Source organism: Acidovorax benzenivorans, from assembly GCF_028680575.1.
In the GTDB taxonomy this organism is placed as follows: Bacteria; Pseudomonadota; Gammaproteobacteria; order Burkholderiales; family Burkholderiaceae_C; genus Acidovorax; species Acidovorax benzenivorans.
In genome coordinates this window covers 276,850-300,746 of sequence record NZ_JAPCKI010000005.1, presented here as the reverse complement: position 1 = coordinate 300,746, position 23,897 = coordinate 276,850, and the positions used below count along the sequence as shown (strand labels likewise).

Annotated in this window: 22 protein-coding genes; 8 read left to right on the top strand and 14 right to left on the bottom strand. The window is 61.6% G+C overall.

Annotated elements, in window-relative coordinates; translation table 11 throughout:
- Positions 1-46 precede the first annotated feature (46 nt).
- The 5 genes from OIN59_RS11630 to OIN59_RS11610 are packed head-to-tail and all read right to left on the bottom strand — an operon-like array spanning position 47 to position 3,875.
- Positions 47-2,335 (bottom strand): methyl-accepting chemotaxis protein, encoded by a 2,289-nt coding sequence (locus OIN59_RS11630; protein WP_274110424.1) that lies wholly within the window; start codon positions 2,333-2,335, stop codon positions 47-49.
- Positions 2,336-2,356: 21 nt separating this feature from the next.
- Positions 2,357-2,884 (bottom strand): chemotaxis protein CheW, encoded by a 528-nt coding sequence (locus OIN59_RS11625; protein ID WP_274110421.1) that lies wholly within the window; start codon positions 2,882-2,884, stop codon positions 2,357-2,359.
- Positions 2,885-2,899: 15 nt separating this feature from the next.
- Complete coding sequence (locus tag OIN59_RS11620) at positions 2,900-3,265, bottom strand: response regulator (RefSeq protein ID WP_007853160.1); 366 nt, start codon at positions 3,263-3,265, stop codon at positions 2,900-2,902.
- The gene (locus OIN59_RS11615) at positions 3,265-3,663 is read right to left on the bottom strand and encodes a response regulator (protein ID WP_005796099.1); all 399 of its coding nucleotides are present in this window, start codon (positions 3,661-3,663) and stop codon (positions 3,265-3,267) included. The genes OIN59_RS11620 and OIN59_RS11615 overlap by 1 nt, the downstream gene beginning before the upstream one ends.
- A 59-nt stretch (positions 3,664-3,722) precedes the next feature.
- Positions 3,723-3,875: a rubredoxin gene (locus OIN59_RS11610; RefSeq protein ID WP_165836572.1), complete on the bottom strand. Its 153-nt coding sequence runs from the start codon at positions 3,873-3,875 to the stop codon at positions 3,723-3,725.
- A gap of 115 nt (positions 3,876-3,990) precedes the next feature.
- Between OIN59_RS11610 and thiD the strand changes: the two genes are divergently transcribed.
- From thiD to OIN59_RS11595, 3 genes are all read left to right on the top strand, one after another.
- A complete protein-coding gene (thiD, locus tag OIN59_RS11605; protein ID WP_274110406.1) occupies positions 3,991-4,941 on the top strand; it encodes a bifunctional hydroxymethylpyrimidine kinase/phosphomethylpyrimidine kinase in 951 nt (316 codons plus the stop codon).
- A complete protein-coding gene (gene hemL, locus OIN59_RS11600) occupies positions 4,925-6,229 on the top strand; it encodes a glutamate-1-semialdehyde 2,1-aminomutase (RefSeq protein WP_274110404.1) in 1,305 nt (434 codons plus the stop codon). The genes thiD and hemL overlap by 17 nt, the downstream gene beginning before the upstream one ends.
- Before the next feature lie 147 nt (positions 6,230-6,376).
- Positions 6,377-8,122 (top strand): alkaline phosphatase D family protein, encoded by a 1,746-nt coding sequence (locus OIN59_RS11595; protein ID WP_274110402.1) that lies wholly within the window; start codon positions 6,377-6,379, stop codon positions 8,120-8,122.
- Between the two features lie 200 nt (positions 8,123-8,322).
- Here OIN59_RS11595 and OIN59_RS11590 read toward each other — a convergent pair whose 3' ends face one another.
- On the bottom strand, positions 8,323-9,102 hold the full coding sequence (locus OIN59_RS11590; RefSeq protein WP_274110400.1) for an IclR family transcriptional regulator domain-containing protein: 780 nt from the start codon (positions 9,100-9,102) through the stop codon (positions 8,323-8,325).
- 229 nt (positions 9,103-9,331) lie between these two features.
- Here OIN59_RS11590 and pobA point away from each other — a divergent pair, with 229 nt between their 5' ends.
- The gene (gene pobA, locus OIN59_RS11585; RefSeq protein WP_274110398.1) at positions 9,332-10,516 is read left to right on the top strand and encodes a 4-hydroxybenzoate 3-monooxygenase; all 1,185 of its coding nucleotides are present in this window, start codon (positions 9,332-9,334) and stop codon (positions 10,514-10,516) included.
- 80 nt (positions 10,517-10,596) lie between these two features.
- Here the strand turns inward: pobA and purH are convergent, their stop codons facing one another.
- The 4 genes from purH to OIN59_RS11565 all read right to left on the bottom strand — a co-directional run bounded on the left by purH (position 10,597) and on the right by OIN59_RS11565 (position 14,342).
- Positions 10,597-12,198, bottom strand: a complete 1,602-nt coding sequence (purH, locus tag OIN59_RS11580) for a bifunctional phosphoribosylaminoimidazolecarboxamide formyltransferase/IMP cyclohydrolase (protein ID WP_274110396.1) — start codon at positions 12,196-12,198, stop codon at positions 10,597-10,599.
- Positions 12,199-12,293: 95 nt separating this feature from the next.
- On the bottom strand, positions 12,294-12,527 hold the full coding sequence (locus tag OIN59_RS11575) for a Fis family transcriptional regulator (protein ID WP_015015597.1): 234 nt from the start codon (positions 12,525-12,527) through the stop codon (positions 12,294-12,296).
- A complete protein-coding gene (dusB, locus tag OIN59_RS11570; protein ID WP_274110387.1) occupies positions 12,524-13,570 on the bottom strand; it encodes a tRNA dihydrouridine synthase DusB in 1,047 nt (348 codons plus the stop codon). Before dusB ends, OIN59_RS11575 begins: the two co-directional genes overlap by 4 nt.
- 187 nt (positions 13,571-13,757) lie before the next feature.
- Positions 13,758-14,342 (bottom strand): M15 family metallopeptidase, encoded by a 585-nt coding sequence (locus OIN59_RS11565; protein ID WP_274110385.1) that lies wholly within the window; start codon positions 14,340-14,342, stop codon positions 13,758-13,760.
- A gap of 151 nt (positions 14,343-14,493) precedes the next feature.
- Here OIN59_RS11565 and OIN59_RS11560 point away from each other — a divergent pair, with 151 nt between their 5' ends.
- Positions 14,494-14,976: a YqaA family protein gene (locus OIN59_RS11560; protein WP_274110383.1), complete on the top strand. Its 483-nt coding sequence runs from the start codon at positions 14,494-14,496 to the stop codon at positions 14,974-14,976.
- Between the two features lie 22 nt (positions 14,977-14,998).
- Here OIN59_RS11560 and OIN59_RS11555 read toward each other — a convergent pair whose 3' ends face one another.
- From OIN59_RS11555 to rarD, 3 genes are all read right to left on the bottom strand, one after another.
- Positions 14,999-16,639 carry a bifunctional aminoglycoside phosphotransferase/ATP-binding protein gene (locus OIN59_RS11555; RefSeq protein WP_274110381.1) on the bottom strand — a complete coding sequence of 547 codons (1,641 nt, stop codon included), beginning with the start codon at positions 16,637-16,639 and terminating at the stop codon, positions 14,999-15,001.
- 168 nt (positions 16,640-16,807) lie between these two features.
- Positions 16,808-18,049: a GGDEF domain-containing protein gene (locus OIN59_RS11550; RefSeq protein ID WP_274110379.1), complete on the bottom strand. Its 1,242-nt coding sequence runs from the start codon at positions 18,047-18,049 to the stop codon at positions 16,808-16,810.
- Between the two features lie 156 nt (positions 18,050-18,205).
- Entirely contained in the window at positions 18,206-19,084 is an 879-nt protein-coding gene (rarD, locus tag OIN59_RS11545; RefSeq protein ID WP_274110377.1) for an EamA family transporter RarD, read from the bottom strand.
- A gap of 655 nt (positions 19,085-19,739) precedes the next feature.
- Between rarD and OIN59_RS11540 the strand changes: the two genes are divergently transcribed.
- Together OIN59_RS11540 and OIN59_RS11535 are read left to right on the top strand one after the other, a co-directional pair.
- Positions 19,740-20,573 carry a hypothetical protein gene (locus OIN59_RS11540; RefSeq protein WP_274110374.1) on the top strand — a complete coding sequence of 278 codons (834 nt, stop codon included), beginning with the start codon at positions 19,740-19,742 and terminating at the stop codon, positions 20,571-20,573.
- Positions 20,566-21,126, top strand: a complete 561-nt coding sequence (locus OIN59_RS11535; protein WP_274110372.1) for a hypothetical protein — start codon at positions 20,566-20,568, stop codon at positions 21,124-21,126. The genes OIN59_RS11540 and OIN59_RS11535 overlap by 8 nt, the downstream gene beginning before the upstream one ends.
- A gap of 104 nt (positions 21,127-21,230) precedes the next feature.
- Here the strand turns inward: OIN59_RS11535 and OIN59_RS11530 are convergent, their stop codons facing one another.
- The gene (locus tag OIN59_RS11530; protein ID WP_328517980.1) at positions 21,231-22,142 is read right to left on the bottom strand and encodes a PGN_0703 family putative restriction endonuclease; all 912 of its coding nucleotides are present in this window, start codon (positions 22,140-22,142) and stop codon (positions 21,231-21,233) included.
- A gap of 363 nt (positions 22,143-22,505) precedes the next feature.
- Between OIN59_RS11530 and OIN59_RS11525 the strand changes: the two genes are divergently transcribed.
- Positions 22,506-23,669, top strand: coding sequence for a hypothetical protein (locus OIN59_RS11525; protein WP_274110368.1), 1,164 nt, complete (start codon positions 22,506-22,508; stop codon positions 23,667-23,669).
- Positions 23,670-23,897 lie beyond the last annotated feature (228 nt).

Genomic DNA, 23,897 nt, shown 5'->3' with positions numbered 1-23,897 from the left:
CGTCCCCGGCTGCAATGAGCCAGCTGGTTGATGACTAACTGCTGCGTCAGGCGATCTTGAACCGTGCCACCGATTGGCGCAGTTCTTCGGCCATGTGCGAGAGCTCGCGCACCTGCTGCGCCGTGGTTCGGGTACCTTCACCCGTCTGCTCGGTCACCGCAAAAATGTGCTGGATGTTGTCGGCCACTTCGTTGGCCAGAACAGCTTCCCGGGAAGTCGAAGACGAAATCTGCTCAATCAGTTCAGCAAGACGGCGCGACACGCGGTCAATCTCGGTCAGTGCGGTACCGGCGCTGTCCGAGAGGCGTGCCCCTTCCACCACACCCTGCGTGGAGCGCTCCATAGCGGCCACGGCGTCCTGGGTGTCGGTCTGAATGGCTTTCACCAGTGCAGAAATCTGGCGTGTCGCATCGGCCGAGCGTTCAGCCAGACGCTGCACTTCTTCTGCCACCACCGAGAAGCCTCGACCGGCTTCACCAGCGGATGCCGCCTGAATGGCAGCGTTCAGAGCCAGCACGTTCGTCTGTTCGGTAATGTCGGAAATCAGCTCGGTGATTTCACCGATCTCCTGCGACGATTCGCCCAGGCGCTTGATCCGCTTGGAGGTGTCCTGGATCTGGTCGCGGATGGAGTTCATACCGCCGATGGCGTTTTGCACGGCCTGCAGGCCCGAGTCAGCAGCTTGCAGCGATTGGCGGGCCACCGTGGCGGACTCTTGCGCTTGCGTGGACACCTCGTTAATGCGTGTCGCCATGTCCAGAACGGAGCGGCCAGTTTCACGAATTTCGCGCAGCTGTTCGGTCGATGCCGCCAGCAGTTCGGTCGAGGTGTTGTCCACCTGTGCGGTCGTTTGTGCCACGCGAGTCGCCGTGTTCTGCACGCTGCCCACCAGCTGACGCAACTCTTCCACCGTGTAGTTCACGGAGTCGGCAATAGCGCCCGTGATGTCTTCCGTCACGGTGGCTTCTTGCGTCAGGTCACCTTCAGCGACCGACTGCAGTTCGTTCATCAAACGCAAAATGGCGGCCTGGTTGGCGTCATTGACGCGCTTGGCTTCCTGCTCCTGGCGTTTGGCGTCGCGTTGCTGATTTTCAGCAGCTACTTGGCGACCACGGCTGTCCAGCAGCTGGACACGCGAAATGCCGATACCGCACAGCAGCACGAACAAACCGGCCAGAGCCAGGGCGGCGAACTGGCCTGCGCCCAGACCTGTCTGTGCAGACAGCTTGCTTTGCAGACCTTCCAGTTGGCGACGCAGCGGTTCGCTGTCGGCAATGATGGCGGACTGCGCTTCACGGGCAGACACCAGACCTTGCAGGTTGCCCAGAATGGCGCTGGCCTGGGTGCGAGTCTGCTCGTACAGCTTGATCAAGGCTTCCAGTTGCTCACGGGTCTGCGCATCCTTGGTGGACGACAGGCGCAACTCGGGGCTACCTTCCAGCAGGCCCTGTGCGATTTCCTTGAAGGAGTTCAAATCCTTGCCCAGCAGAAACACCGCCTCGGGGCTCACACCTTCCATGGTCTGGAATTCGTTGGCGGACTTGCCGATACGCTGCGTCAACATCACCAGTTGGCCCGCAGCAGAGATCTCAGCCGCAGGGGCGTTTTGTTGCAGCTTGAGCGAGGAGACTGTTTCGGCGATTTCCAGCAGGTCAGACGATTGGCGGTTGATGGTGCGCAGAGCATCACCCACCTGCGTCAGAATCTTTTGTTGCCCCATCACCACGCTGGCATTGCGCTCCGCACGCTCCATCAGCGGGTTGACAGCATCCAGATCTGGCTTGAAGGGCTCGCCCAACGACTGCACGCCCAACTCGTTGTCACCGGCATTCAGGGCTCGCACGTTACGGGCCAGCACGCCAGAGCTTTCGACCACGTCCGGAAAGGCCTGTGGACTACCCACCAGCGCCTGCGACACCGACTTGGCAAGACGTTGCGACTGCATCAGCGACTGGCCGGTGGCCGCAAGCTGCTGTGCAGAACGGTCGGCTTGCTGCAGCACCCAACCAGCGATCAGGGCCAGCACCACCACACCCACGGCCAGCAGAGCCAGCAGTCGGCGCTGATGGCCAGCAGCGGTCGAGCGGCCCAGCAGCGGCAGGCTGATGAGATCCTCTTCAGCCTCGGGCGCAGTCAGTTCGGGCGTGTAGCCGTCAGGATCACCCTGGACACTGTTCATGGCTTCCGCCTGATAAGAGTCGCGCAGTTGCGAACCATCCAGAGCCCCCGTGGCCAGGAGATCCTGCCCATCGTCGGTCGTGCCGGTGGCTGCGCCTGCGTCAGGCGTGGCGGGTTTCCGGTTGAACAGTTTTCCAAATTGATTGACGACGGACATGGTGCAGCCTTACAGAAAAACTCAAGCACTGATGCTCAGGAAAGCGGGATGTTGCGACAGGATCTGCAAGTTCAGCTCCTGCCAGCGTGTGCCACTGGAATCGATATAGGTGGTGCCGAAGAAACTGGGCGAATCTTCGGCGGGCGGCTCGGACGACACAAACGCATCCGTGCCACGCAGACCGGCAAGGCGATCCACCAGCAATGCGGCGTTGACATCAAGCGCAGCATTGAACGCCAGCAGGCTGGCTTCAGACAGGGCTTGCTCGGTGCGCAGCGCGACAGAACCCAGCAACCCAGCCAGATCCACCACGCCGACCAAACTGCCGCGCAGGTTGGCAACGCCCAGAAACCAGCTCTGGGTATAAGGAACAGCCTGCACCGACACCCAAGGGAAGATCTCCCCGGACTGCCCCAAGGGCAGCAAATAGAAATTCCCGGCGGACTCTACAGCCAGCCAGGAGGACACTGACGTACCTTCGGACCTTGCAGCCTGCAAACGGCTGGCAAGTCGGGTCTGGAGCTCCCGTAGGGCTTCGCGGTTTGCCATGAGCGAGCCGCTGCCTCAGTTCAGAGCGTCAATTTTGGCCTGCAGCTCTGCGGGATCCACCGGCTTGGTGATGTAGCCGCGCGCACCCTGGCGCATGCCCCAGACACGGTCGGTTTCCTGGTTCTTGCTGGTGCACATGATGATGGGCACGTCAGCATAAAGAGGGTCGCGGGTAATGGCACGCGTGAGCTGAAAACCGTTTTGACCAGGCATCACCACGTCCATCAGGATGAGGTCAGGCTTGTCTTCGGCCAGACGGCGAAATGCCTCTTCGGCATTTTCTGCAGTACGGACTTGCATGCCTTTTTTCTGAAGCAGGTCCGTCAAAAACATCAACTCGGTCTTCGAGTCGTCGACGACCAATACTTTCTGAATGGGCATTACATGGCTCCTTGTTGGGAATTGCCAAACTGTTGCACGGCCTGCAACAGCTGGTCTTTGGTAAACGGCTTGGTGAGATATTCCTGGCAGCCGACCATGCGCCCACGCGCTTTGTCGAACACACCATCCTTGGAGGACAGCATGACCACCGGGGTATCTGCAAAACGGGCGTTGCGCTTAATAATGGCGCAGGTCTGGTACCCGTCGAGCTTGGGCATGAGGATGTCGCAGAAAATCAGCTGAGGCTGGTAATCATTGACTTTGGCCAAAGCATCAAAGCCGTCATCGGCCAACAAGACTTCGTGCCCCCCCTGCTTGAGAAAAATCTCGGCGCTTCGACGGATGGTGTTGCTGTCATCCACCACGAGCACTTTGAAAGATGCGCCTGTTGTAGTCAATTGTCACTGCTCCCGATGGAGAAAATAAACAACGCAGCAGCGAACGGTGCTGAAGCGCCTCAGATCTGGACCATCTCGAAATCTTCCTTGCGGGCGCCACATTCTGGGCAGGTCCAATTCATTGGGACCTGATCCCATGGCGTGTTGGGTGGAATGCCGTGCTCGGGAGAACCCTCAGCTTCGTCATAAATCCAGCCGCAAATCAAACACATCCAAGTTTTAAAGTCGGTCACAGCTTAAAGGGCCTTCACATAGAATGCAACGATTGTATCTAGTGATCTCCGCGGCCTGCAGCTTCCGTGCCACCCCTCTAGCAGGATCTGGTCCATGACCACCAAAGCCTCCCTTCCTCCCTCCGAAATCCCCCATATTGACGACGATGACGCGGAGGAAGCGAGCCCGGCTTGTGTGCTGGTGTTCAATGCCAGCGACCCCAGCGGAGCGGGCGGACTGACCGCTGACATCACCACCATTGCCTCGGTCGGCGGGCATCCGATCGCCGTGGTCACCGGGGCCTATGCCCGCGATACCGCTCAGATTTTTGATCACTTCAGCTTTGACGACGAAGCCGTCTCCGAGCAGGCGCGTGCCGTGCTGGAAGACCTGCCCGTACAGGCCATCAAGGTCGGCTTTGTCGGCAGCCCCGAGAACATCAGCACCATTGCCGAGATCACGACCGACTATGACGAAGTCCCCGTGATCGCTTACATGCCCAATCTGTCTTGGTGGCAGGACGAGCTGATCGACGAGTACCTCGACGCCTTCCGCGAGTTGCTGCTGCCGCAGACTTCGGTGTTGGTTGGAAACCACAGCACCCTGTGGCGCTGGCTGCTGCCCGACTGGACTGGCGAGCGCAGCCCCACTGCCCGCGACATTGCCCGCGCAGCGTCCGAGATGGGCGTGCCCTACACATTAGTCACTGGCATTCCCTTGCCCGAGCAGTTTGTCGAAAACGTGCTCGCCTCGCCCCAGACCGTGCTGGGCAGTGGCAAGTTCGAGCTGTTCGACGCCACCTTCTCGGGCGCGGGCGACACACTGTCGGCCGCGCTCACCGCCCTGGTGGCCAGCGGCAACGACCTGGGCGAAGCCACCAGCGAAGCGCTGGGCTACCTCGACCGCTGCCTGGATGCGGGCTTTCGCCCCGGTATGGGGCACATCGTGCCCGACCGCATGTTCTGGGCCCAGCCAGAAGACGACGAGACCGACGACGAAACCACGATTGACGAAACACAGGCCCTGGAGGGTTTTGTGATGCCACCCCATGACACCAAGCACTGATCTCAATATTCCCCTGTTTGAACGCGCCAAGGCGCTGATCCCCGGCGGCGTGAACTCTCCCGTGCGGGCCTTCAAGGCCGTGGGCGGCACACCCCGCTTCGTCAAGCGCGCGCAAGGCGCCTACTTCTGGGATGCCAACGACCAGCGCTTTATCGACTACATCGGCTCCTGGGGCCCCATGATCCTGGGCCACGGCCACCCCGCCGTACTCGAAGCCGTGCAAAAGGCGGCGCTCGAAGGCTTCAGCTTCGGCGCTCCCACCGAGCGCGAAGTGGAGTTGGCCGAAGAAATCCTGAGCCTGGTGCCATCGATGGAGATGATCCGCCTGGTCAGCTCGGGCACCGAAGCCGGCATGAGCGCCATTCGACTGGCCCGTGGCGCCACCGGCCGCAGCAAGTTCATCAAGTTCGAGGGCTGCTACCACGGCCACGCGGACTCGCTGCTGGTCAAGGCTGGCTCGGGCCTGGCCACCTTCGGCAACGCCACCAGCGCGGGCGTGCCGCCCGAAGTGGTGCAGCACACCCTGGTGCTCGAATACAACAACGTCGCCCAGCTCGAAGAAGCCTTTGCCCTGCACGGCAAGGAGCTGGCCTGCGTGATGATCGAGCCCATCGCGGGCAACATGAACTTTGTGCGCGCCAGCGTGCCCTTCATGAAGCGCTGCCGCGAGCTGTGCACCGAATACGGCGCGCTGCTGGTGCTCGACGAAGTGATGACCGGCTTTCGCGTGGCCCTGGGCAGCGCGCAAAGCGTGTACGCCAAGAGCATCCCCGGCTTCAAGCCCGACATCACCGTGCTGGGCAAGGTCATTGGCGGCGGTATGCCGCTGGCGGCCTTCGGCGGCCCGCGCGCCATCATGGAGCACCTGGCCCCGCTGGGCGGCGTGTACCAGGCGGGCACCTTGTCGGGCAACCCGGTGGCCACGGCCTGCGGCTTGACCACGCTGCGCGAGATCAAGAAGCCCGGCTTCTTCGATGCGCTGTCGGCCTCCACCCGCTCGCTGGTCCATGGTCTTGCGCAAGCCGCAAAGGAAGAAGGCGTGCCCTTCAGCGCCGATTGCGAAGGCGGCATGTTCGGCTTCTTCCTGCTGCCCGAGCTGCCCCAGAACTACCCCGCCGTGCTCAAGACCGACAGCGCCCGCTTCAACCAGCTGTTCCACGGCCTGCTCGATCGCGGCGTGTACATCGCCCCAGCGCTGTACGAAGCCGGCTTTGTCAGCGGTGCCCACACGGCCGACGACATCGCCGCCACCGTGGCCGCTGCGCGTGAAGTGTTCAAAACACTATAAAAAGAATAGCCGCTAGCGCTTATTGGATAAGCACTAGAGCCTAATTTTCTTTAAAACTAAAGCGGAGGCAATACTGCCTCCGCCCGGTTCACACCGTCGTCATGCGGCGCAGGCAGTCTCGGTGGCTTTACCCCACCGGCCTGCGCCATGACCGACAAACTACTCTCCTCCCCCCACCCCATCCGCGACGCCGCCGAGGCCCACCCCAGCCGCCGCCGCTTTGTGCGCCAGATGGGTCTGGCCGCCGCTGCCCTGGGCACCCTGCCCCTGGCCGCCTGCGGCGGCAGCGACGACGTGCCCGCCGTGCAGTTTGCCCACGGCATTGCCAGCGGCGACCCACTGGCCGACCGCGTGATGCTGTGGACCCGTGTGACGCCGCCCGCTGGCCACACCAGCGACATCCCGGTGAGCTGGGAAGTGGCCACTGACAGCACCTTCACTACCCTCGTGGCGCAGGGGCAGGCCACCGCGCTCGCCAGCAAGGACTTCACCGTCAAGGTGGATGCCAGCGGCTTGAAGGCCGCCACTGCGTACCACTTCCGCTTCAAGGCCTATGCAGCCACATCCAGCACCGGCCGCACCCGCACCCTGCCCACGGGCAGCGTGGCGCAGGTCAAGCTGGCGGTGTTCTCGTGCGCCAACTACCCAGCGGGCTACTTCAACGTGTACGCCGACGCGGCCAAGCGCAACGACCTGGACGCCACCGTGCACCTGGGCGACTACATCTACGAATACGGCCAGGGCGGCTACGCCTCGGCCAACGCAGGCGCCATGGGCCGCCTGTCCGCACCCGCCAATGAAATCGTGAGCCTGGCCGACTACCGCCAGCGCCACGCGCAGTACAAAACCGATACCGACCTGCAAGCCCTGCACGCCGCTGCCCCCATGATTGCCGTGTGGGACGACCACGAAGTCACCAACGACACTTGGCGCGACGGCGCAGAAAACCACCAAAGCGCCACCGAAGGCAGCTTCAGCGTTCGCAAGGCAGCCGCCATGCAGGCCTACCACGAGTGGATGCCCACCCGCAACACGCAGCCTGAGCTGATCTACCGCAGCTTTGCCTTTGGCAACCTGGTGGCCCTGCACATGCTCGACACCCGCGTCATCGCCCGCGACGAGCAACTGAGCTACGGCAAGTACTTCACCGCCAGCGGCTTTGATGCGGCGGGCTTCACGGCGGCAGTGGGCAACACCAGCCGCCAGCTGATGGGCACCACCCAAACGCAGTGGCTGCAGCAGCAAATGGCCGCATCCACCGCCACCTGGCAGGTGCTGGGCCAGCAGGTGCTGATGGGGCGCATGAACATCCCTGCGCCCATCCTCATGGAAACCCTGCAGCCCGGCGCAGGCGTCAGCGTCAGCCAGTACGCAGCCCTGGTGGCCCGTGCACAAAGCAACCCCAGCAGCCTCACGCCCGCCGAGCAGGCCATCCTGGCGCAGCCCTCCATCCCCTACAACCTGGACGCCTGGGACGGCTACCAGGCCGCGCGCGAGACGGTGCTGGCCACCTCGCGCAGCCTGGGCAAGAACCTGGTGGTGCTGGCGGGCGACACGCACAACGCCTGGGCCAACGAGCTGCAGGACATGAACGGCAAAGCCGTGGGCGTGGAGTTCGCTACCTCGTCCGTCACCTCGCCCGGGTTTGAGGAATATCTGCCCCATGAAAAGCCCGCCACGCTGGCAGGCGCGCTCGAACAGCTGATTGGCCCGCTGCAATACTGCGACACCTCGCGCCGCGGCTACATGGTGGTCACCGCCACGGCCACCGAATGCCGGGCCGACTGGGTGTACGTGAGCACCATCACCAGCCGCAGCTACACCGCCAGCACGGACAAATCCCTCAAGGTGGTGGCGGGCACCGCGGGCGTGGGCCACATCGTCGCAGCTTGAGGGCCAGCCGCGCAGCACCCCACCCGTCGATCACAATCCAGCCGCGCATCCCCCATCACCGTTCACGCTAAGCCTGTCGAAGCGCAGCGCAAGACTGCGCCCTGGCCTCGACAGGCTCAGCCCGAACGGTTGGGGTTCCGGCTGGGGTTCTGATGGCGGTTGGATGGGTCGCAAACACGACACCAGGCAACACCCCGCCGCTACAGCAGTCCCCGCAGCTCGCGCGCGGCCTCCTGCAGCAGCGGCAGCATGTCGCGCTGCAGCGTCTGCGCCTGCATTTGCTGGGGCGATGCCACCACGTTGAGCGCCGCCACCGTTTGCCCCTGCAGGTTGCGCAGCGGCACTGCCAGGGCGTGCACGCCCAGCTCATGCTCCTCCACGGCCAGGCAGTAGTCGTCGCGCCGCACCTGGGTGATCGCCTGCCGCAGTAGACCCACCTGCGTGATCGTTTGGGGCGTGAGGCGGTGCAAAGGGCGGTTCTTGAGCCACGCGGTCAATGCCGCCGGGGATAGCGCCGCCAGCAGCACCCGCCCGGTGGACGTTGGGTGGGCCGGCAACCGCGCCCCCAGGTGCAGCCCATAGGCCAGCACCCGCGCCGGCGCGCCATAGACACCACTGCGCGCCACGATCACCACCTCGTCGCCGTCCAGCACCACCGCCGAGAAGGACTGCTGGGTCTGTGCCGCCAGCCGGTTCAGCGTGGGCTGCAGCACGCGCGGCAGCCGTGCTGAAGCGAGATAGCTGCCCGAAAACCGCAGCACCTTGGGCGCCAGCCAGAAGTAGCTGCCATCCGTCTCCAGATACCCCAGGTGTGCCAGCGTCAACAGGTGCCGCCTCGCCGCTGCACGGGTGAGCCCGGTGCGTTGCGCCGCCAGCGTGGCATTCAGGCGCTGGCGCTCGGTGTCAAAACTCTCCAGCACGGCCATGCCTTTGGCCATGCCTTCGATGAAGTCTGCCTTGGCAATGGGGGTGGAGGCCATGGTGTGTGACGTGGTGGGTGCTCGCCTGCGGGCCGGGCGTGGGGAACAGGGCTTGCGATACCCCACGGAGGTTCAAAGCGTTGCCCCCTTGAAGACTGCGCGATCATCGCACAAAGCATCGATTTATCGCACGCAATCGGCAGTGCCAAATATCTCTTTGATCTGGATCAATCTACGCTCCAAGCCACTGGTTCTCGTTATCCACCATCCCCATTCCCAAAGGTCTTTCATGCGCACCCAGGTTGCCATCATTGGTGCAGGCCCCGCCGGCCTGCTGCTCGGTCAGTTGCTCTACAAGTCAGGCGTTGATGCCGTCATCGTCGAGCAGCGCAGTCCCGACTACGTGCTCGGCCGCATCCGCGCCGGGGTGCTGGAGCAGGTCAGCATGGACCTGCTGGACAAGGCCGGTGTGGGTGCCCGCGCCCACGCTGAGGGCCTGCCGCACGACGGCATCGAGCTGCTGTTCAAGGGCCAGCGCCACCGCATCAACTTGCACGAACTCACCGGCGGAAGCCGCGTGACGGTGTACGGCCAGACCGAAGTCACCCGCGATCTGATGGATGCACGCGCCGCCGCAGGGCTGACCACCGTGTACGACGCGCAGAACGTGCAAGTGCACGACTTCAACGGCCAGCACCCACGCGTGACATATGAGAAGGACGGCCAGACCCACGAGCTGGCCTGCGACTTCATCGCGGGCTGCGACGGCTACCACGGCGTGTGCCGCGCCAGCGCGCCCGCCGATCTGCTCAAGACCTATGAGCGCGTGTACCCCTTTGGCTGGCTGGGCGTGCTGGCCGACGTGCCACCGGTGTCGCACGAACTCATCTATGCCAACACCGAGCGCGGCTTTGCGCTGTGCAGCATGCGCAGCGCCACGCGCAGCCGCTACTACGTGCAGGTGCCCAGCACCGACAAGATCGAGAACTGGACCATCGACCAGTTCTGGGCCGAGTTGGGCAACCGCCTGGACCCTGAGGCACGCGCCAACTTGGTCACCGGCCCGGCGCTGGAGATGAGCATTGCCCCGCTGCGCAGCTTTGTGGCCGAGCCCATGCGTTTTGGCCGCATGTTCCTGGCGGGCGACGCCGCCCACATCGTGCCACCCACCGGTGCCAAGGGCCTGAACCTGGCAGCCAGCGACGTGGGTTACCTGTGGACCGCACTGACCGAGTTCTACACAGAAAAATCAGCCGTTGGCATCGACACCTACTCCGACCGCTGCCTGCGCCGCGTGTGGCGCGCCGAGCGCTTCTCGTGGTGGTTTACCTCGCTGATGCACCGTTTTCCAGAGACGGGCGAGTTCGGCCAGAAGATCCAGGAGGCCGAGCTGGACTACCTGGTGAACTCGCGGGCTGCCTCGGTTTCGCTGGCCGAGAACTATGTCGGACTGCCGATGAATTTCGGCACCTGAACCTCACCTTCATCCTGACAACGGACATAAAAAAGCGGCTTCCAAGGAAGCCGCTTTTTGTTGGGTGCCCGCCGGTCGAATCAATGGCGGAAGTGGCGCACGCCGCTGAAGACCATGGCCACGCCACGCTCATTCGCTGCGTCAATGACTTCGTTATCGCGCATCGAACCACCGGGCTGGATCACGCAGGTCGCGCCAGCGTCCACCACCACATCCAACCCGTCGCGGAAGGGAAAGAAAGCGTCGCTGGCCACCGCCGTGCCTTGCAGCGTCAAACCAGCGTGGCTGGCCTTGATGCTGGCGATGCGGGCCGAGTCTAGGCGACTCATCTGGCCAGCGCCCACGCCCATGGTCATGCCGCCCTTGCAGAAGACGATGGCGTTGCTCTTAACGTACTTGGCGACCTTCCAGGCGAACAGCAGGTCTTCCATTTCTTCCAACGTGGGCTGCTTTTGCGTCACGACCTTGAGGTCGATGAGCGACAGCTCGTGGTTGTCGGCCGTCTGCAGCAGCAGGCCCGAGCCAATGCGCTTGGCATCCATGGCGTTGCGGCCGCGTTCCCAGTCGGTCTTGCCACCGTGTGCGGGCAGCGCGATCTTGAGCAGGCGCACATTGGCCTTGGCCTTGAAAATCTCCAGCGCCTCGGCCGTGAAGTCGGGAGCCATCAGCACTTCGACAAACTGCTTGCTCACCTGCGCAGCCGCTGCGCCGTCCACCACGCGGTTGAAGGCGATGATGCCGCCGAAGGCGCTGGTGGGGTCGGTCTGGAAGGCCTTGCTGTAGGCGTCCAGCGCATCCAGGCCCACGGCTACGCCGCAGGGGTTGGCGTGCTTGACGATCACGCAGGCGGCGGCGTCAAAGCTCTTCACGCATTCCCACGCTGCATCGGCGTCGGCGATGTTGTTGTAGCTCAGCTCCTTGCCCTGCAGTTGCACGCCGGTCACCAGCGAGCCGGGCGCGGGGTGCAGGTCGCGGTACAGCGCGGCCTGCTGGTGGCTGTTTTCGCCATAGCGCAGGTCTTGCACCTTGGTGAAGATGCCGTTGCTTTGGCCGGGGAACTGGGTGCGCGCAGGCACGTAGGTTTCCGACAGTTTTTCTTCTTCGAACGTGACGGACGAGAGGTAGTCGCTGATGGCGCCGTCGTATTGCGCGATGCGGTTGAACGCAGCCACCGACAGCGCAAAGCGCAGCTTGTCAGGCAGCTTTCCGCCCGCCTTCAGCTCGGCCAGCACGGCTTCGTACTGGTCGGCCGAGGTGATCACGCCCACGTCCTTCCAGTTCTTGGCGGCGCTGCGCACCATGGCGGGGCCACCGATGTCGATGTTCTCGATGGCATCGGCCAGCGTGCAACCGGCCTTGGCCACGGTAGCTTCAAAGGGGTAGAGGTTGACCACCAGCAGGTCGATGGTGTCGATGCCGTGTTCTTTGAGTGCCGCCATGTGGGCAGGCAACTCGCGGCGGGCCAGCAGGCCGCCGTGCACCTTGGGGTGCAGCGTCTTCACGCGGCCGTCGAGCATCTCAGGGAACTGGGTGACTTCGGCCACTTCGGTCACGGGCAGGCCCTTGTCGGCCAGCAGCTTGGCAGTGCCGCCGGTGGACAAGAGCTTGATGCCCAGCGCGTGCAGCGCTTGCGCGAATTCGACGATGCCGGTCTTGTCGGAGACGGAGAGGAGTGCGTTCATGGTGGTGGTGCGGAGGTTTTGAATAAAAACGGGCTATAGCGCTCGTGAATCATGCGCCAATAGCTATCAAATTAATAGCAAACAGAGACAATCCATCAGAGCAGCTTGTGCTCGACCAGCTTCTTGCGCAGGGTGTTGCGGTTCAGGCCCAGCCATTCGGCGGCGCGCGACTGGTTGTTGTCGGCCTGTTGCATCACGACTTCCAGCAGCGGCCTTTCGACCACGCGCACCAGCATGTCATACATGCCATCGGGCGTCTCGCCGCCCAGGTCGCGAAAGTAGCCCTGCAGGCTTTCGCGCACGCATTCTTCGATATGTTTTTTGCTCATGCAACCAATCCCTCTTGTTCTTCTGGTTCTGCGTCCACGTCGGTGGCAGCGGGCAGCCGGTCCATCTGTTGGCCCAGGGCGTCCAGGTAGTCGGCCACGGTCTGCCACTGCGTGGTGCAGTCTTCGATCGTATTGATATGTGCCCGCAAGGCTTCGCCGCCCGGCAGCGCGCGCAGGTACCACGCAATGTGCTTGCGTGCACTGCGCACCCCGGTCAGCTCGCCGTACAGGCGGTAGTGGTCTTGCAGGTGGTCCAGCAGCAGGCGGCGCACCTCGGCCACCAGCGGTGGCGCCAGGTGCTCGCCCGTGGCCAGGAAGTGGCCGATCTCGCGGAAGATCCAAGGCCGCCCCTGAGCGGCGCGGCCGATCATGATCGCGTCGGCGCCGGTAGCGGCCAGCACATCGCGCGCCTTTTCGGGCGATGTGATGTCGCCGTTGGCCACCACGGGGATCTTCACCGCCGCCTTGACGGCTGCGATGGTGTCGTACTCGGCCTGGCCTTTGTAGCCCTGCTCGCGCGTGCGGCCGTGCACGGTGAGCATCTGGATGCCCACACCTTCGAACGCGCGGGCGAGGGCCACCGCGTTCTTGTGCTCCTGGCACCAGCCGGTACGCATCTTCAGCGTGACGGGAACGTTGAAGGGCGCGCAGGCCTGCACCACGGCCTCGGCAATTTCCACGGCCAGGGCCTCGTTCTGCATCAGGGCGGAACCCGCCCATTTGTTGCAGACCTTCTTGGCCGGACAACCCATGTTGATGTCGATGATCTGCGCGCCGCGTTCCACGTTGTAGACCGCAGCCTCGGCCATCATCGGCGCATCGGTGCCGGCGATCTGCACGGCAATGGGCCCCGGCTCCCCTTCATGGTTGGCCCGGCGCGAGGTCTTGAGGCTGTTCCACAAGTCCTTGCGCGAGGTCACCATCTCGCTCACCGCATAGCCCGCACCCAGCGCCTTGCACAGCTGGCGGAACGGCCGATCGGTGACGCCCGCCATCGGGGCGACGAACAACCGGTTCGCCAAAGGAATGTGGCCAATTTGCATGGGCGGGGATAGGGAGGGGGAGGCAGCAACAGATGCTGAAAAAGGAGGCGGGATTGTACCTGCTCAAAATTTCAGCAACTGAAATGGAGCACACACCTTATCTATCTGCCGACCGGGCTCCATTGACTCAGCCCACCAGACGCTCTCCCTCGACCCCGTCGGAACCCATGGCGCAGGCGCCGCAGCCTCACCGGGCAGCGAGATCGGTGTCTGCAGCCTGTGCGGGCGGCACACCCCGCTGCGCGAAATGCCACCAGGCATCCGGCAGGTTGTCGAACTGGTGGCGCGCCATGAGCGCCCGCAGCCACCGGCGGTTGTGCAGCACATCCGGCGAGAAACCGCTGGCACCTGCCGCCGCCTCCGACCGCGCAGCGCCCGCCGGGGTGCCCATGTCCACGGCCTGCCCGTCGGCCAGTGGCCCACGCACCACCTTGTGGGCCTTGGTGCCGTCCACCACCTGCACCTGCACCACCCAGCCACCGCTGGTGGTGTTGCATGTGGCCTGCAGCGCCATGCCGTGAGACTGCAGCTCGCGGCCAATGCGCTCTAGCGCCGACCGCGCGGCGGGCGCCTTGTCGCAAGGCGCCGGGGCAGCGTGCTCCCACAGCGTTGGCTCTCCTTGCAACACGGGGGCGGACACGGCGGCCTGGGGGCTGTGCACACAAGCCGCCAACCACAGGGCCACAGCCACCGATGACCAGCGGGTCGCGAAAGGCAAGGCAACAGAGGGGTGCAAGCGGCGTGGCGCGGGTGTTGTGGGCAATACGGGCATGGGCAACCTCCTGGGTTTGTCATTCAGGGCCAATGTGTTTTCACGATACAAAAGCCCCCACAACCCAGCCATGCGCCGATGGCGCACGCCGCTGTAGGACAGAGCCCCCCTGGGCGAATGGGGCCCCCACCCGCCCCTACACTCGATAGCTATGGAAATATGGATGCACCAGCTGCTCGAATGGCTGGCCCTGCCGCAGTTCGGCCTGAGCACGGTCTTTGTGGTGTCGTTCGTCTCGGCCACGCTGCTGCCACTGGGCTCCGAGCCCGCCGTGTTTGGCCTTATCAAACTCAACCCCGACCTGTTCTGGCCCGCCATCGTGGTGGCCACTGCAGGCAACACCCTGGGCGGCGGCGTGAGCTGGTGGATGGGCCTGGGCGCGCACAAGGCCGTGGACAAGGCGCGCGGCAATGCCACCGAGGTGCGGGCGCTGAACTGGCTCAAGCGCTTTGGCGCGCCTGCCTGCCTGCTGAGCTGGCTGCCGGTGGTGGGCGACCCGCTGTGCGCGGTGGCCGGCTGGCTCAAACTGCCGTTCTGGCCGTGCCTGGCCTACATGGCTGTGGGCAAGTTTCTGCGCTACCTGGTGATGACCAGCGTGCTGCTGTACTTCATGCCGGGGCATCTGGCCATGTAGCGGCCCGCCAAGATCACCGGGATCAGGGCGGCAGCAGACGGTCCCAGTCCACGGGCGCCGTGGTGTCCACGTGCAGCGTGATGGCCTCTTCGTGAGGCTGCAGGGGGTGGGCGCGGGCCCACTGGGCGTCCAGCACCGCCACATCGGCCTCTGACGCACCGCCTCCGGCCAGCGCACGCTGGCGCACTCGCTCGCGCAGCACCGGCAAGGGAGCCTCGAACGACAGGATGTGGCAGGGCACTTGTGCAGAATCGGCCAGCGCCAGGAAAAGCGTACGCGCATCACGGTCCAGCAAGGTGGCATCGACGATCACGGAGTAGCCTGCTGCCAGCACCTCGCGCGCCACTTGCGCCAGCCGCTGGTGCGTGCGCAGTGTGGCCTCGGCGGTGTAGATGCCGCCCGGTATACCGTCGCTGACAGCGTCGGGCGCCAGGCCAAACAGGCGCTTGCGCTCCACGTCGGCCCGCACACGCACCATGCCACGCTGGCACGCCAAGGCCAGCGCATGGCTGCTCTTGCCCGCGCCCGAAAAGCCATGGGCCAACCACAACGTGGCAGGGCGTGCCATGGGCCAGCGTGCAGGCCGTTGTCCTGCAAAGCCCCCCGCCAGTTCCAGATACTCCTCCATGGTCTGCGCAGCCTGCACGCTGCCACTACCGCCACCGGCGGGGTCCATCCGCAGGGCAGCAACCCGCGCCCGCACCAGAGCACGGTAACAGCCGTAGTAACGCAACACCACCAGGCCTGCGTAGTCCCCGGCGTGTTCCAGCCACCGGTTCAAGAACCGCCAGGCCAGATCCGCCCGACCATGGGCCGCGAGGTCCATCACCACAAAGGCGATGTCGGCCACACAGTCGATCCAGCGCAAGGCAGGGTTGAACTCAAGGGCGTCGAACAGCTGGGCCTCGCCGTCGATGAGCGCAATGTTGGCCAAGTGCAAATCGCCATGGCATTCGCGCACCCGACCGGCTGGCCGCCGTGCCTCGAACGCGGCGGCCAGGGCCTGCCCCTGCTGCCGGCACCAGTCGGCCACCTGCGCCAGCAACGGACCATGACCAGGCAGTGCGCCTGTCACGGGGGCAAGCAGGGCAGCCAGGCAGTCGTCCACCGGCGCGCGCACCGCCACCGCCGTGCCCCAGGTGTCGGCACCTGATGCGACGGCGGCTGCCGCGTGGAACTGCGCTACGTGGCGCGCCAGCTGGTCGATCTGCGCAGGCGACACGCGATGCGCATCCAATGCGGTGGCGAGCAGTGCCTCCTGGGCAAAACGCCGCATCCTCACGGCGGGCTCGGCGCCTGGTGGAGCGTCTTGCCACGACACCAGCCGGAGCGTGGCAGAAGCATCTTTTGCCGCACCGTCCACCAATCCGACAAGGCCCAGGTAAAGGCCCGGCGCCGTGCGGCGGTTGATGCGCAGCTCTTCCTCGCAGGCCGCATGTCGCAGCGCCTGGGTACTGAAGTCCAGAAAATCCAGCTGCAATGGCTTTTTGAACTTGTAGGCAAAGTCACCGGCCAGCAGCACCCAGGAGATATGGGTCTCGATACATTCCACGGGCTCCATCGGGTCTACGGGATGCGGGAAAGCCTGTGGTTGCTGCTGCAGCAGGCGCACACGCTGCTGGGCGATGGTGAACTCGGCCGACAGGTCGGTGGATGGGGGCATGGAACGGACGCGGGGCCGGTGCATCGGCACCCACGCGCAGGCGCAAAAAAGGTGCGATGCCACCCACGCGGGAGGTGGGAACAAGCGCCCAGTGTGGTCACTGCAGGCCGCTTGTCAACCCAGCCAGCGCAAACCATAGCCTGCAGACCGCCAGCAGATGGTCAGCAGTTACAGGAAAGCGTGGCTGCTGGGGATCGACAGGTCCGACAGCTGCGAATCGCCTTTGGCAATGGGCTCCTCGACGACCACCTGGTTGCGCCCGCCCTCCTTGGCCATGTACATGGCGGTGTCCGCCCGCGAGAAGAACTCCAGCACCGACTCCCCCAGCACATACTGGGTCACGCCGATGGACACCGTCACGCGGCCCTTGAGCAGGCCCGTCCAGGCATGCGACTCGACCTGGGCCCGGATACGTTCGCAGGTGTTGAGCGAGGGCAGCAGCGAGGTCGCCGGGAAGATCAGCAAGAACTCCTCGCCGCCGTACCGCCCAAACACATCGCCACCACGCACGCCCTGCTGCGCAATGCGGGCAAAGGTACGTAGCACCTCGTCGCCCCCCAGGTGGCCCATCTCGTCGTTGATGCGCTTGAAATGGTCGATGTCCAGCACCGCCAGGCACAGCGGAATCCCGCTTTCGTCGGCCAGCTGCTTTTGTTCTTCGAGCGCGGCCAGGATGTAGCGGCGGTTAAAGCAGCCCAGCAAGGTGTCGCGCTGCGCGTCTTCCTGGATATTCTTGATCTTGCGGCTGGCCCGGTAGAGGCTGCGATACAGCCGCTGCACGCGGCCCATGAGCGCGATAAACGCTGGCACCGACACGGCCAGCGCCAGCAGATGCATCAGCTCCAGCCGCAACAAGGCGTCATTGCCCTGCTCTGCATAGTGCGCGGCCACCACTGCCGCATAAGCGCACAACACCACGGCCGTCAACACCAGCAGCGTGCGCCGGGGCACGGTAAAGATGCCGTAGGCCACCGCCAAAAACATGAAGGGCGCCACCAGAATCTGCGTAACGGGCTCCAGGTAGAACACCACCAGCATGCCGCTGATGGACGCCACCACGATGCCCAGCTGGAGGTGGCGCAGCCGCAGTTTGTGGTGCAGGCCCGAGCGGAACAAGGCTCCGAACACTGCAAAGCCCGCTGCCGTGAGACCGGCCAACACCCACAGCACCTGGGCACCCACCACGCCCAGCGCATAAAACCCAGCCAGGGCCACGGCGTACAGGCCAATCAGCCCCGCCACGGCCCACCACTTGGACTGCGCGCCGCGCTCGCCCCGGGGACCAAAGCCATCCAGCGCGCGCCGCCCAGGTCGGACGGCGACCGACGACGAATCGTCGAACTCCAGCACGGCATCGGTCAACGGGAAGGCATCCGTCGCCGAAAACAGGTTTTTGCGTCCAAAAAGCATGTGGTGGCGGGCTCAGGCCTGGATAGGTGGGGTGGGCGGGGCCACGGCACTCGCGCAGCACCCGTCAGACAAATCGCAGGATCTTACGTGTGGCTGACAAAATCAAACTGCGCGTTTTCCAGTAGGCCAGGTGGCAACAATCTGCCCTCCGTCGATTTACGCGGCCGCCACGCGCTGGCGCATCCACCAGCCCTCCATGCTGTACACCACCAGCGCGGCCCAGATCAGCGCAAAGCCCACTAGGCGCGCGGGCTGAAAGGCCTCGTGGTACACCCACACTCCCAGCGCAAACTGAAGACTGGGCGAGATGTATTGCAGGATACCCAGCGTGGACATGGGGATGCGCCGAGCGCCCGCTGCAAAAAGCAGCAAAGGCACGGCCGTCATGGGCCCGGCCAACAGCAACCAGCCCACGGTGGACACATCGCCCTGCACCAACGCGCCCTGTCCCTGCCAACTCCACCAGGCCAGCACCACGGCAGCCACCGGCGCCAGCATGAGTGTCTCCAGGGTGAGCCCCTCCAGCGCGCCCAGCACCGCCACCTTGCGCAACAAGCCATAGAACCCAAAGGTCAAGGCCAGCACCAGTGCGATCCAGGGCAGGCGCCCTGCCTGCACCGCCAGCCACAGCACACCGGCCGCAGCCACCGCCACGGCCAGCCACTGCCCCGGCCGGGGGCGCTCGCGCAGGAACACAAAACCCAGCGCCACATTGACCAGCGGCAGGACGAAATACCCCAAGCTGGCATCGACCACATGGTGGTTCTGCACCGCCCACACGTAGGTCAGCCAGTTGCCCGACAACAGCACCGCCGACAACGCAAACGCCCCGAGCACACGCGGCTGGCGCGCCACGGACGCCATCCACACCCATTGCTTGCGCACCGCCAGCAGCGCCAACACCACCACCAGCGACCACAGCGTGCGGTGCATCACCACCTCCAGCGAGGGCACGTCAGCCAGCTGCTTGAAGTACAGCGGGAACAGCCCCCAGGCGACATAGGCCAGAGTGGCGTAGAGGATTCCGGTATTCATGCGTGAGAAACCCAGCAAAGGGGGAATAGATGGACTGCCTGGCGTGGGGTGCTATGGAATGGAAGCCACCAGAAAAAATCCCTGCCAGCCCAAGGGCAGACAGGGATGGCAGGGAGCACAGTCGCGCAGACCCGAGCGGGCCTGCGGGCCGGTCCAGGTTTACACGTTGAACAGGAATTGTCGCTGTAAGGGCATGATTTGATTGGTTATCGTCTCTGCTCTACTCGCTTGGTGCCCCCTGCCATGCCCCCAAATCCTTCGGATGCGGGTGAACAGTGGCGAACATCGGGGCTCCCTGCTTCGGTTCAGTCTAGCTGAAGTTGACCTCCTCGATCTCTGTTCGATCTTGGCGGTCAGTTGTTAAGCAGAGTCGCAGGGTCACGCCAGTTGACGTGTCGGACTGCTGAGCGGTCATCAACAAGCTGACCAGTCAAGTCCGCTCCGGGGGCCATTGCGCATCGACCTCCATCGTTCCGAGCTGCGCGTTTACGTTCAAGCCGATCACGCGACGCCTACCCACCGCTTCTCCTCGTGCACTTGTTCGCGTTGAACTCCTGAGCAGTACAAGGCTAGTAGCGAGTACATCTAGCACTTTGAATTGGCGCAAGCCGTGCTATTCTGATTCAAATTCACATCATAAGAGGGGGATGGTACTGTGAGAGCTGGAATTTGGCTGCAAATCGAGGGTAATCAAGCCGACGAAGGCGAACTGGACTTGGTTGACGCTGCGGCGGTACTTGAAGGCTTTGCTGTTTCATTAAATATAGTGGGCCATGCGTTCGTGCATGAAAATGAAGTGCGAAACCGTGTTCCAGTAAGAACTGACTTTGGAACTTCGCTGACCGCAGCAAAGAAGGGATGCTTCGAGTTGCAAATGGATATCTCTTTTAGCGAGAAAGCCATTGCACACCACGGCAGCAGCGTAATAGTTGCACGGTTTTGGGACTATTTATCACTATCAATGGGTGTAGCAGCCGGCATCGACTATGACCCCCTAACCCCTTGGGGGATAAATTTAAATACAGAAGAGCCATTTATATTTGATGATATTGCATCAAACATAGAAAAGCATTTAATAGACGTCCATCGACCAATTTGGTCAACGAGCGCTCAAACAGTAAAACTCGTTCGCCCAAAAGTTGGCGATAAATTGGTATTTAATCGCGACACATTGGACTACATATCCGTATCGAATGTCAGTCCGGATTTAGAATATTTAGTCGGCAACGTCACCAAGTACAACATCCTCACCGGAAGAGGACGCGCATATTTCAAAAAATATGGTCGAACTGTTCCTTTTTTTATCAAAGATATACTGGGAACAGGGCATCATTCACACCTACAAGCAGCAGAATCAATGAGGGAAGCGGCCTTGGCTGGTCTTCGAGAAGGAGGGCAGCGTCTCTTTGGAATTTATGCAGTTACGGGTAGCCGCGACCAAGTCAAGCGAGTCAACGTAGAAGGCATTAACGAGTTACCCAATGGCTGACGACGCAATTTTCTGTGCAACCATCAAGCCTCCACTTCTTGATAAGTGCATGACGATGGCAGAGTGGTCCGCCACTTGGCAATCACTTGGAATATTAATCACACTAAGTGTCGCCATTGGCGCATTGATAAAATATTTCATGGATAAGTCTGTCGCTCGCAAGCAAGCCGAGAAGAGTCATAAACTGGAAAGAGTGAAGTTCTTCCTTGACCAGCATCGCCGTTTGTTTGATGACCCAGATCTAAAAATAGTACTCCAGTATCTGGACGGAGATGATCCACGCCTAGCAGAGGAGGAATGCTGGGAGAAAAATAGAAAATTCGCAGTATTTATCGAGGAGGTAGAGCTGCTGATTCGGTCAGAAATGCTGAATTCCGATGCATGTCAATACATGTTTGGATATTATGCAAACTGCGCATTCAAGGGAAAAAACTTCCGCCAAGGCATGAATTTCGACGAGGATCACTGGACCCTCTTTTCTGAATTTGCCAGAAATTACGAGCAATTCTCAAAAACATCAGGATCAAGTTCAGATTGGAATTTCACTCTTTAGTCTCGGTAAATTCTATCCAATTGATGCTGCATGAAAAAATCGCCTTTTGGGCAAATGCTCCGGAAGTATCACTTGGATACGCAGGATAGATCTGCAGCCAAGCGCTACCCAAAAATAACCTCTTCGATTTTGCTGAAATTTAGGTATCGCTCATGCAGGGCTTGGGCTGCCTCTTCATCTCCGATGGCCTTGTATGCCGCCAGACAAGCCTCCAAGGTCACCGCCTGGAAACCTGACACAGCAGGATCAGGACTGATGCACTCTCGTTGATAAAGCTTGGCTGCACTCTCGCAGTGGTGGTTCTGTTTTGGGTAGAGCAGGACGAATCGGCCTGACTCATAGAGCCCATTGCCCACCATGGCGCGGCTGAGCATGTGCTCCCGCCATAGCTGCTGAAGCGGATTCCCCCTGAGTGATTGGGATTCTGGTTCACGGTAAATGCCCACGGCTCGGGAGAGTTCGTCATAGCGTGGGCGCAGTGTTGCCAGGGGCTCAGCCATGGCCTCGGAATACTTCACTTCGACGGCAATAAAGCCTTGCTTGCCCTCGGGTGTGCGGCAGGTCACGAACACGTCAAAGGCTGTGTTGTCTGCAGTGAAGGATGCATCCCCTCGCCCAGGTGAATGCTCGAAGTAGATGTCCTCCACCTCTGCAACGTAGTCGGGGAAAAGCTGCTGAAAGAACTTGTTGCCCTTGTCGGGATTGAGCTTCAGGTCACCAAACAGGTTGAAGCAAAGGGGCTGGCTGGACAGCATGTTGGTCCATAGGCGCTCCTGCTCGATGACTGCACCAATCTCCCGATAAACGGACTCACGGAAAGCCAGCTTGGCGATGGCCGGGGAGAGGAAGTTTGCCCCCTGCTTGGCATAGCTAGCTTCAATGCGGCTACCCAGCTTGCGGGGCTCGCCATTGGCTGGGGCGTGGGTGCCCATGGGGATGCCTCGCTCTGCTCGCCATAGGGCCTGCAGGAGTCTCGCTGCGGCTTTGAAGCGGGTGTCTCCAGGCTCATGCACCATGTGTGCCTGGAGGATATCTGGGGGAACTAGCGGAAGTCGGTTTTGGTACATGTCTATCCTTGGATGAAGCGAGGGGGATCACCGCCTCTTGCTCAGATTCCAAGAACAGGCCTCGTTGTTTAGGCCTTTGTAAGGCTGAAGTCGGCCAGGAGCCATCGGTGATCGACTGCTTTCGACATGACCCTTGCCGCGTTTCTCACGGCTTGATTCGCAGCCGATGCGCGCACCTCCATTAGCATCACAGTCTCGTACTGACAGGAGCCGGACGCCGCGTTGCTTCGACCTCTTGAGCGTGCATCTTGTCGCAGAAAATACTGTCTACGTCTGCCCAAAGTTGGTGAACTGCACAAAAGGGGGTGCTCATTGGAGGACATAGAGATCTATGACTTAGCGAGTCGTGTCATTGGCGACATCACTCATGATCTGAATGAAACTACATACGCCAAGCTAGGCGGAGAGTTGACGATTATTTGGCGCGAAGAGAAAAAGTTCGGTGCCTTCGCATCCACGCTGAGTGAAGCAGGCAAGCCGCCGAGGCATCGCGTCACTATGCACTACGAGTTAGTACGCCAAGTATGGCGTGATGCTGAGAACCTTTGCGAGTTCTTGCGACGCATTCCCGAAGATTCTGGGGTCGACAAGCTCTATGACTTCTACGGCGATAGGATAAAGCTTCCGAAGTGCTTCGACGACGAGGAAATCGTCAAGAACATATTCGTCGCAGCTATAACGTGGGTGTATTTTCACGAGATCGGCCACCTCATGCAAGAGCATGGTGTTATCCGTGCCGAATTCGCGGAATGCCATAGCAACGCCGCGCAGACGACCGACATCCATGATTTTGAAGCCTCACACGACAAACGCCTCATTGGTCGAGAGGCGCTAGTCTCTCACGTTACAGAACTGGCAGCCGACTTTGAGGCGATGCACTTCTACGTCTTCGAGCTACTTCGACATGTCACAGATCCAGATTTCGTCGACGACAAGAAGCGAACCGAAGTTTTATCCGGTTTGATTTACCTGATGGTATGCGGCCTCTCTTTGCTCTTCTTCCGCTTCAATGGAAGTCAACCGATTCTGCCGACAGCGGTCATCGAAGGCTCTCATCCCAATCCATTGGTTCGACTGGAAATCAATGTGCCGCAAATCTTCGAGAGCTTGGACATGATAGGGAAGGTTATAGATCACGGCCTCGATCGCAAACAACTCGTTTTTCTTTGCGGAAAGGCCGCACTTTCGGCCACGTTGTATTGGTCAATGAATAAAACGGAGAAACACGAGTTCGATGATCGATTCTTGCTCAAGGGACTCCTTACTAACCCTGTCGTTCTCCAATATCTCCAGCCAATTGTGACGTGCTGGGATGAAATGCTACCCAGAGTTAAGGAGATCCGCCGATTTGGCTCTCCTCTAGGTTTGATGAATTTTACTGACTCGTTCAGAAAAAGAATTTCTGGCGTGATAATTTGGGGGCATGGTCCCGAGGGCAAAATCAGAGCAGCCTCTCCGCCTGACGCCATGGCCTGATGGCTTTAAATCGCTTCCCGATCTTTTTCGAAATAAACGACGGCTACTTAGCAAGATTAAATACAGATTCAAATTTCGGATTTCAGGGAAAGGTTTTATATTGCGATCAGAGCCTTTGGGTCGCCAACGACTATTGACTGCCCATCCAATACAAGATAACTATCGATTGGTATTTTCGCATAAAGAAAATTTCCAAAAATCGCTAGATCATTTGACCTCCTGAAAGCC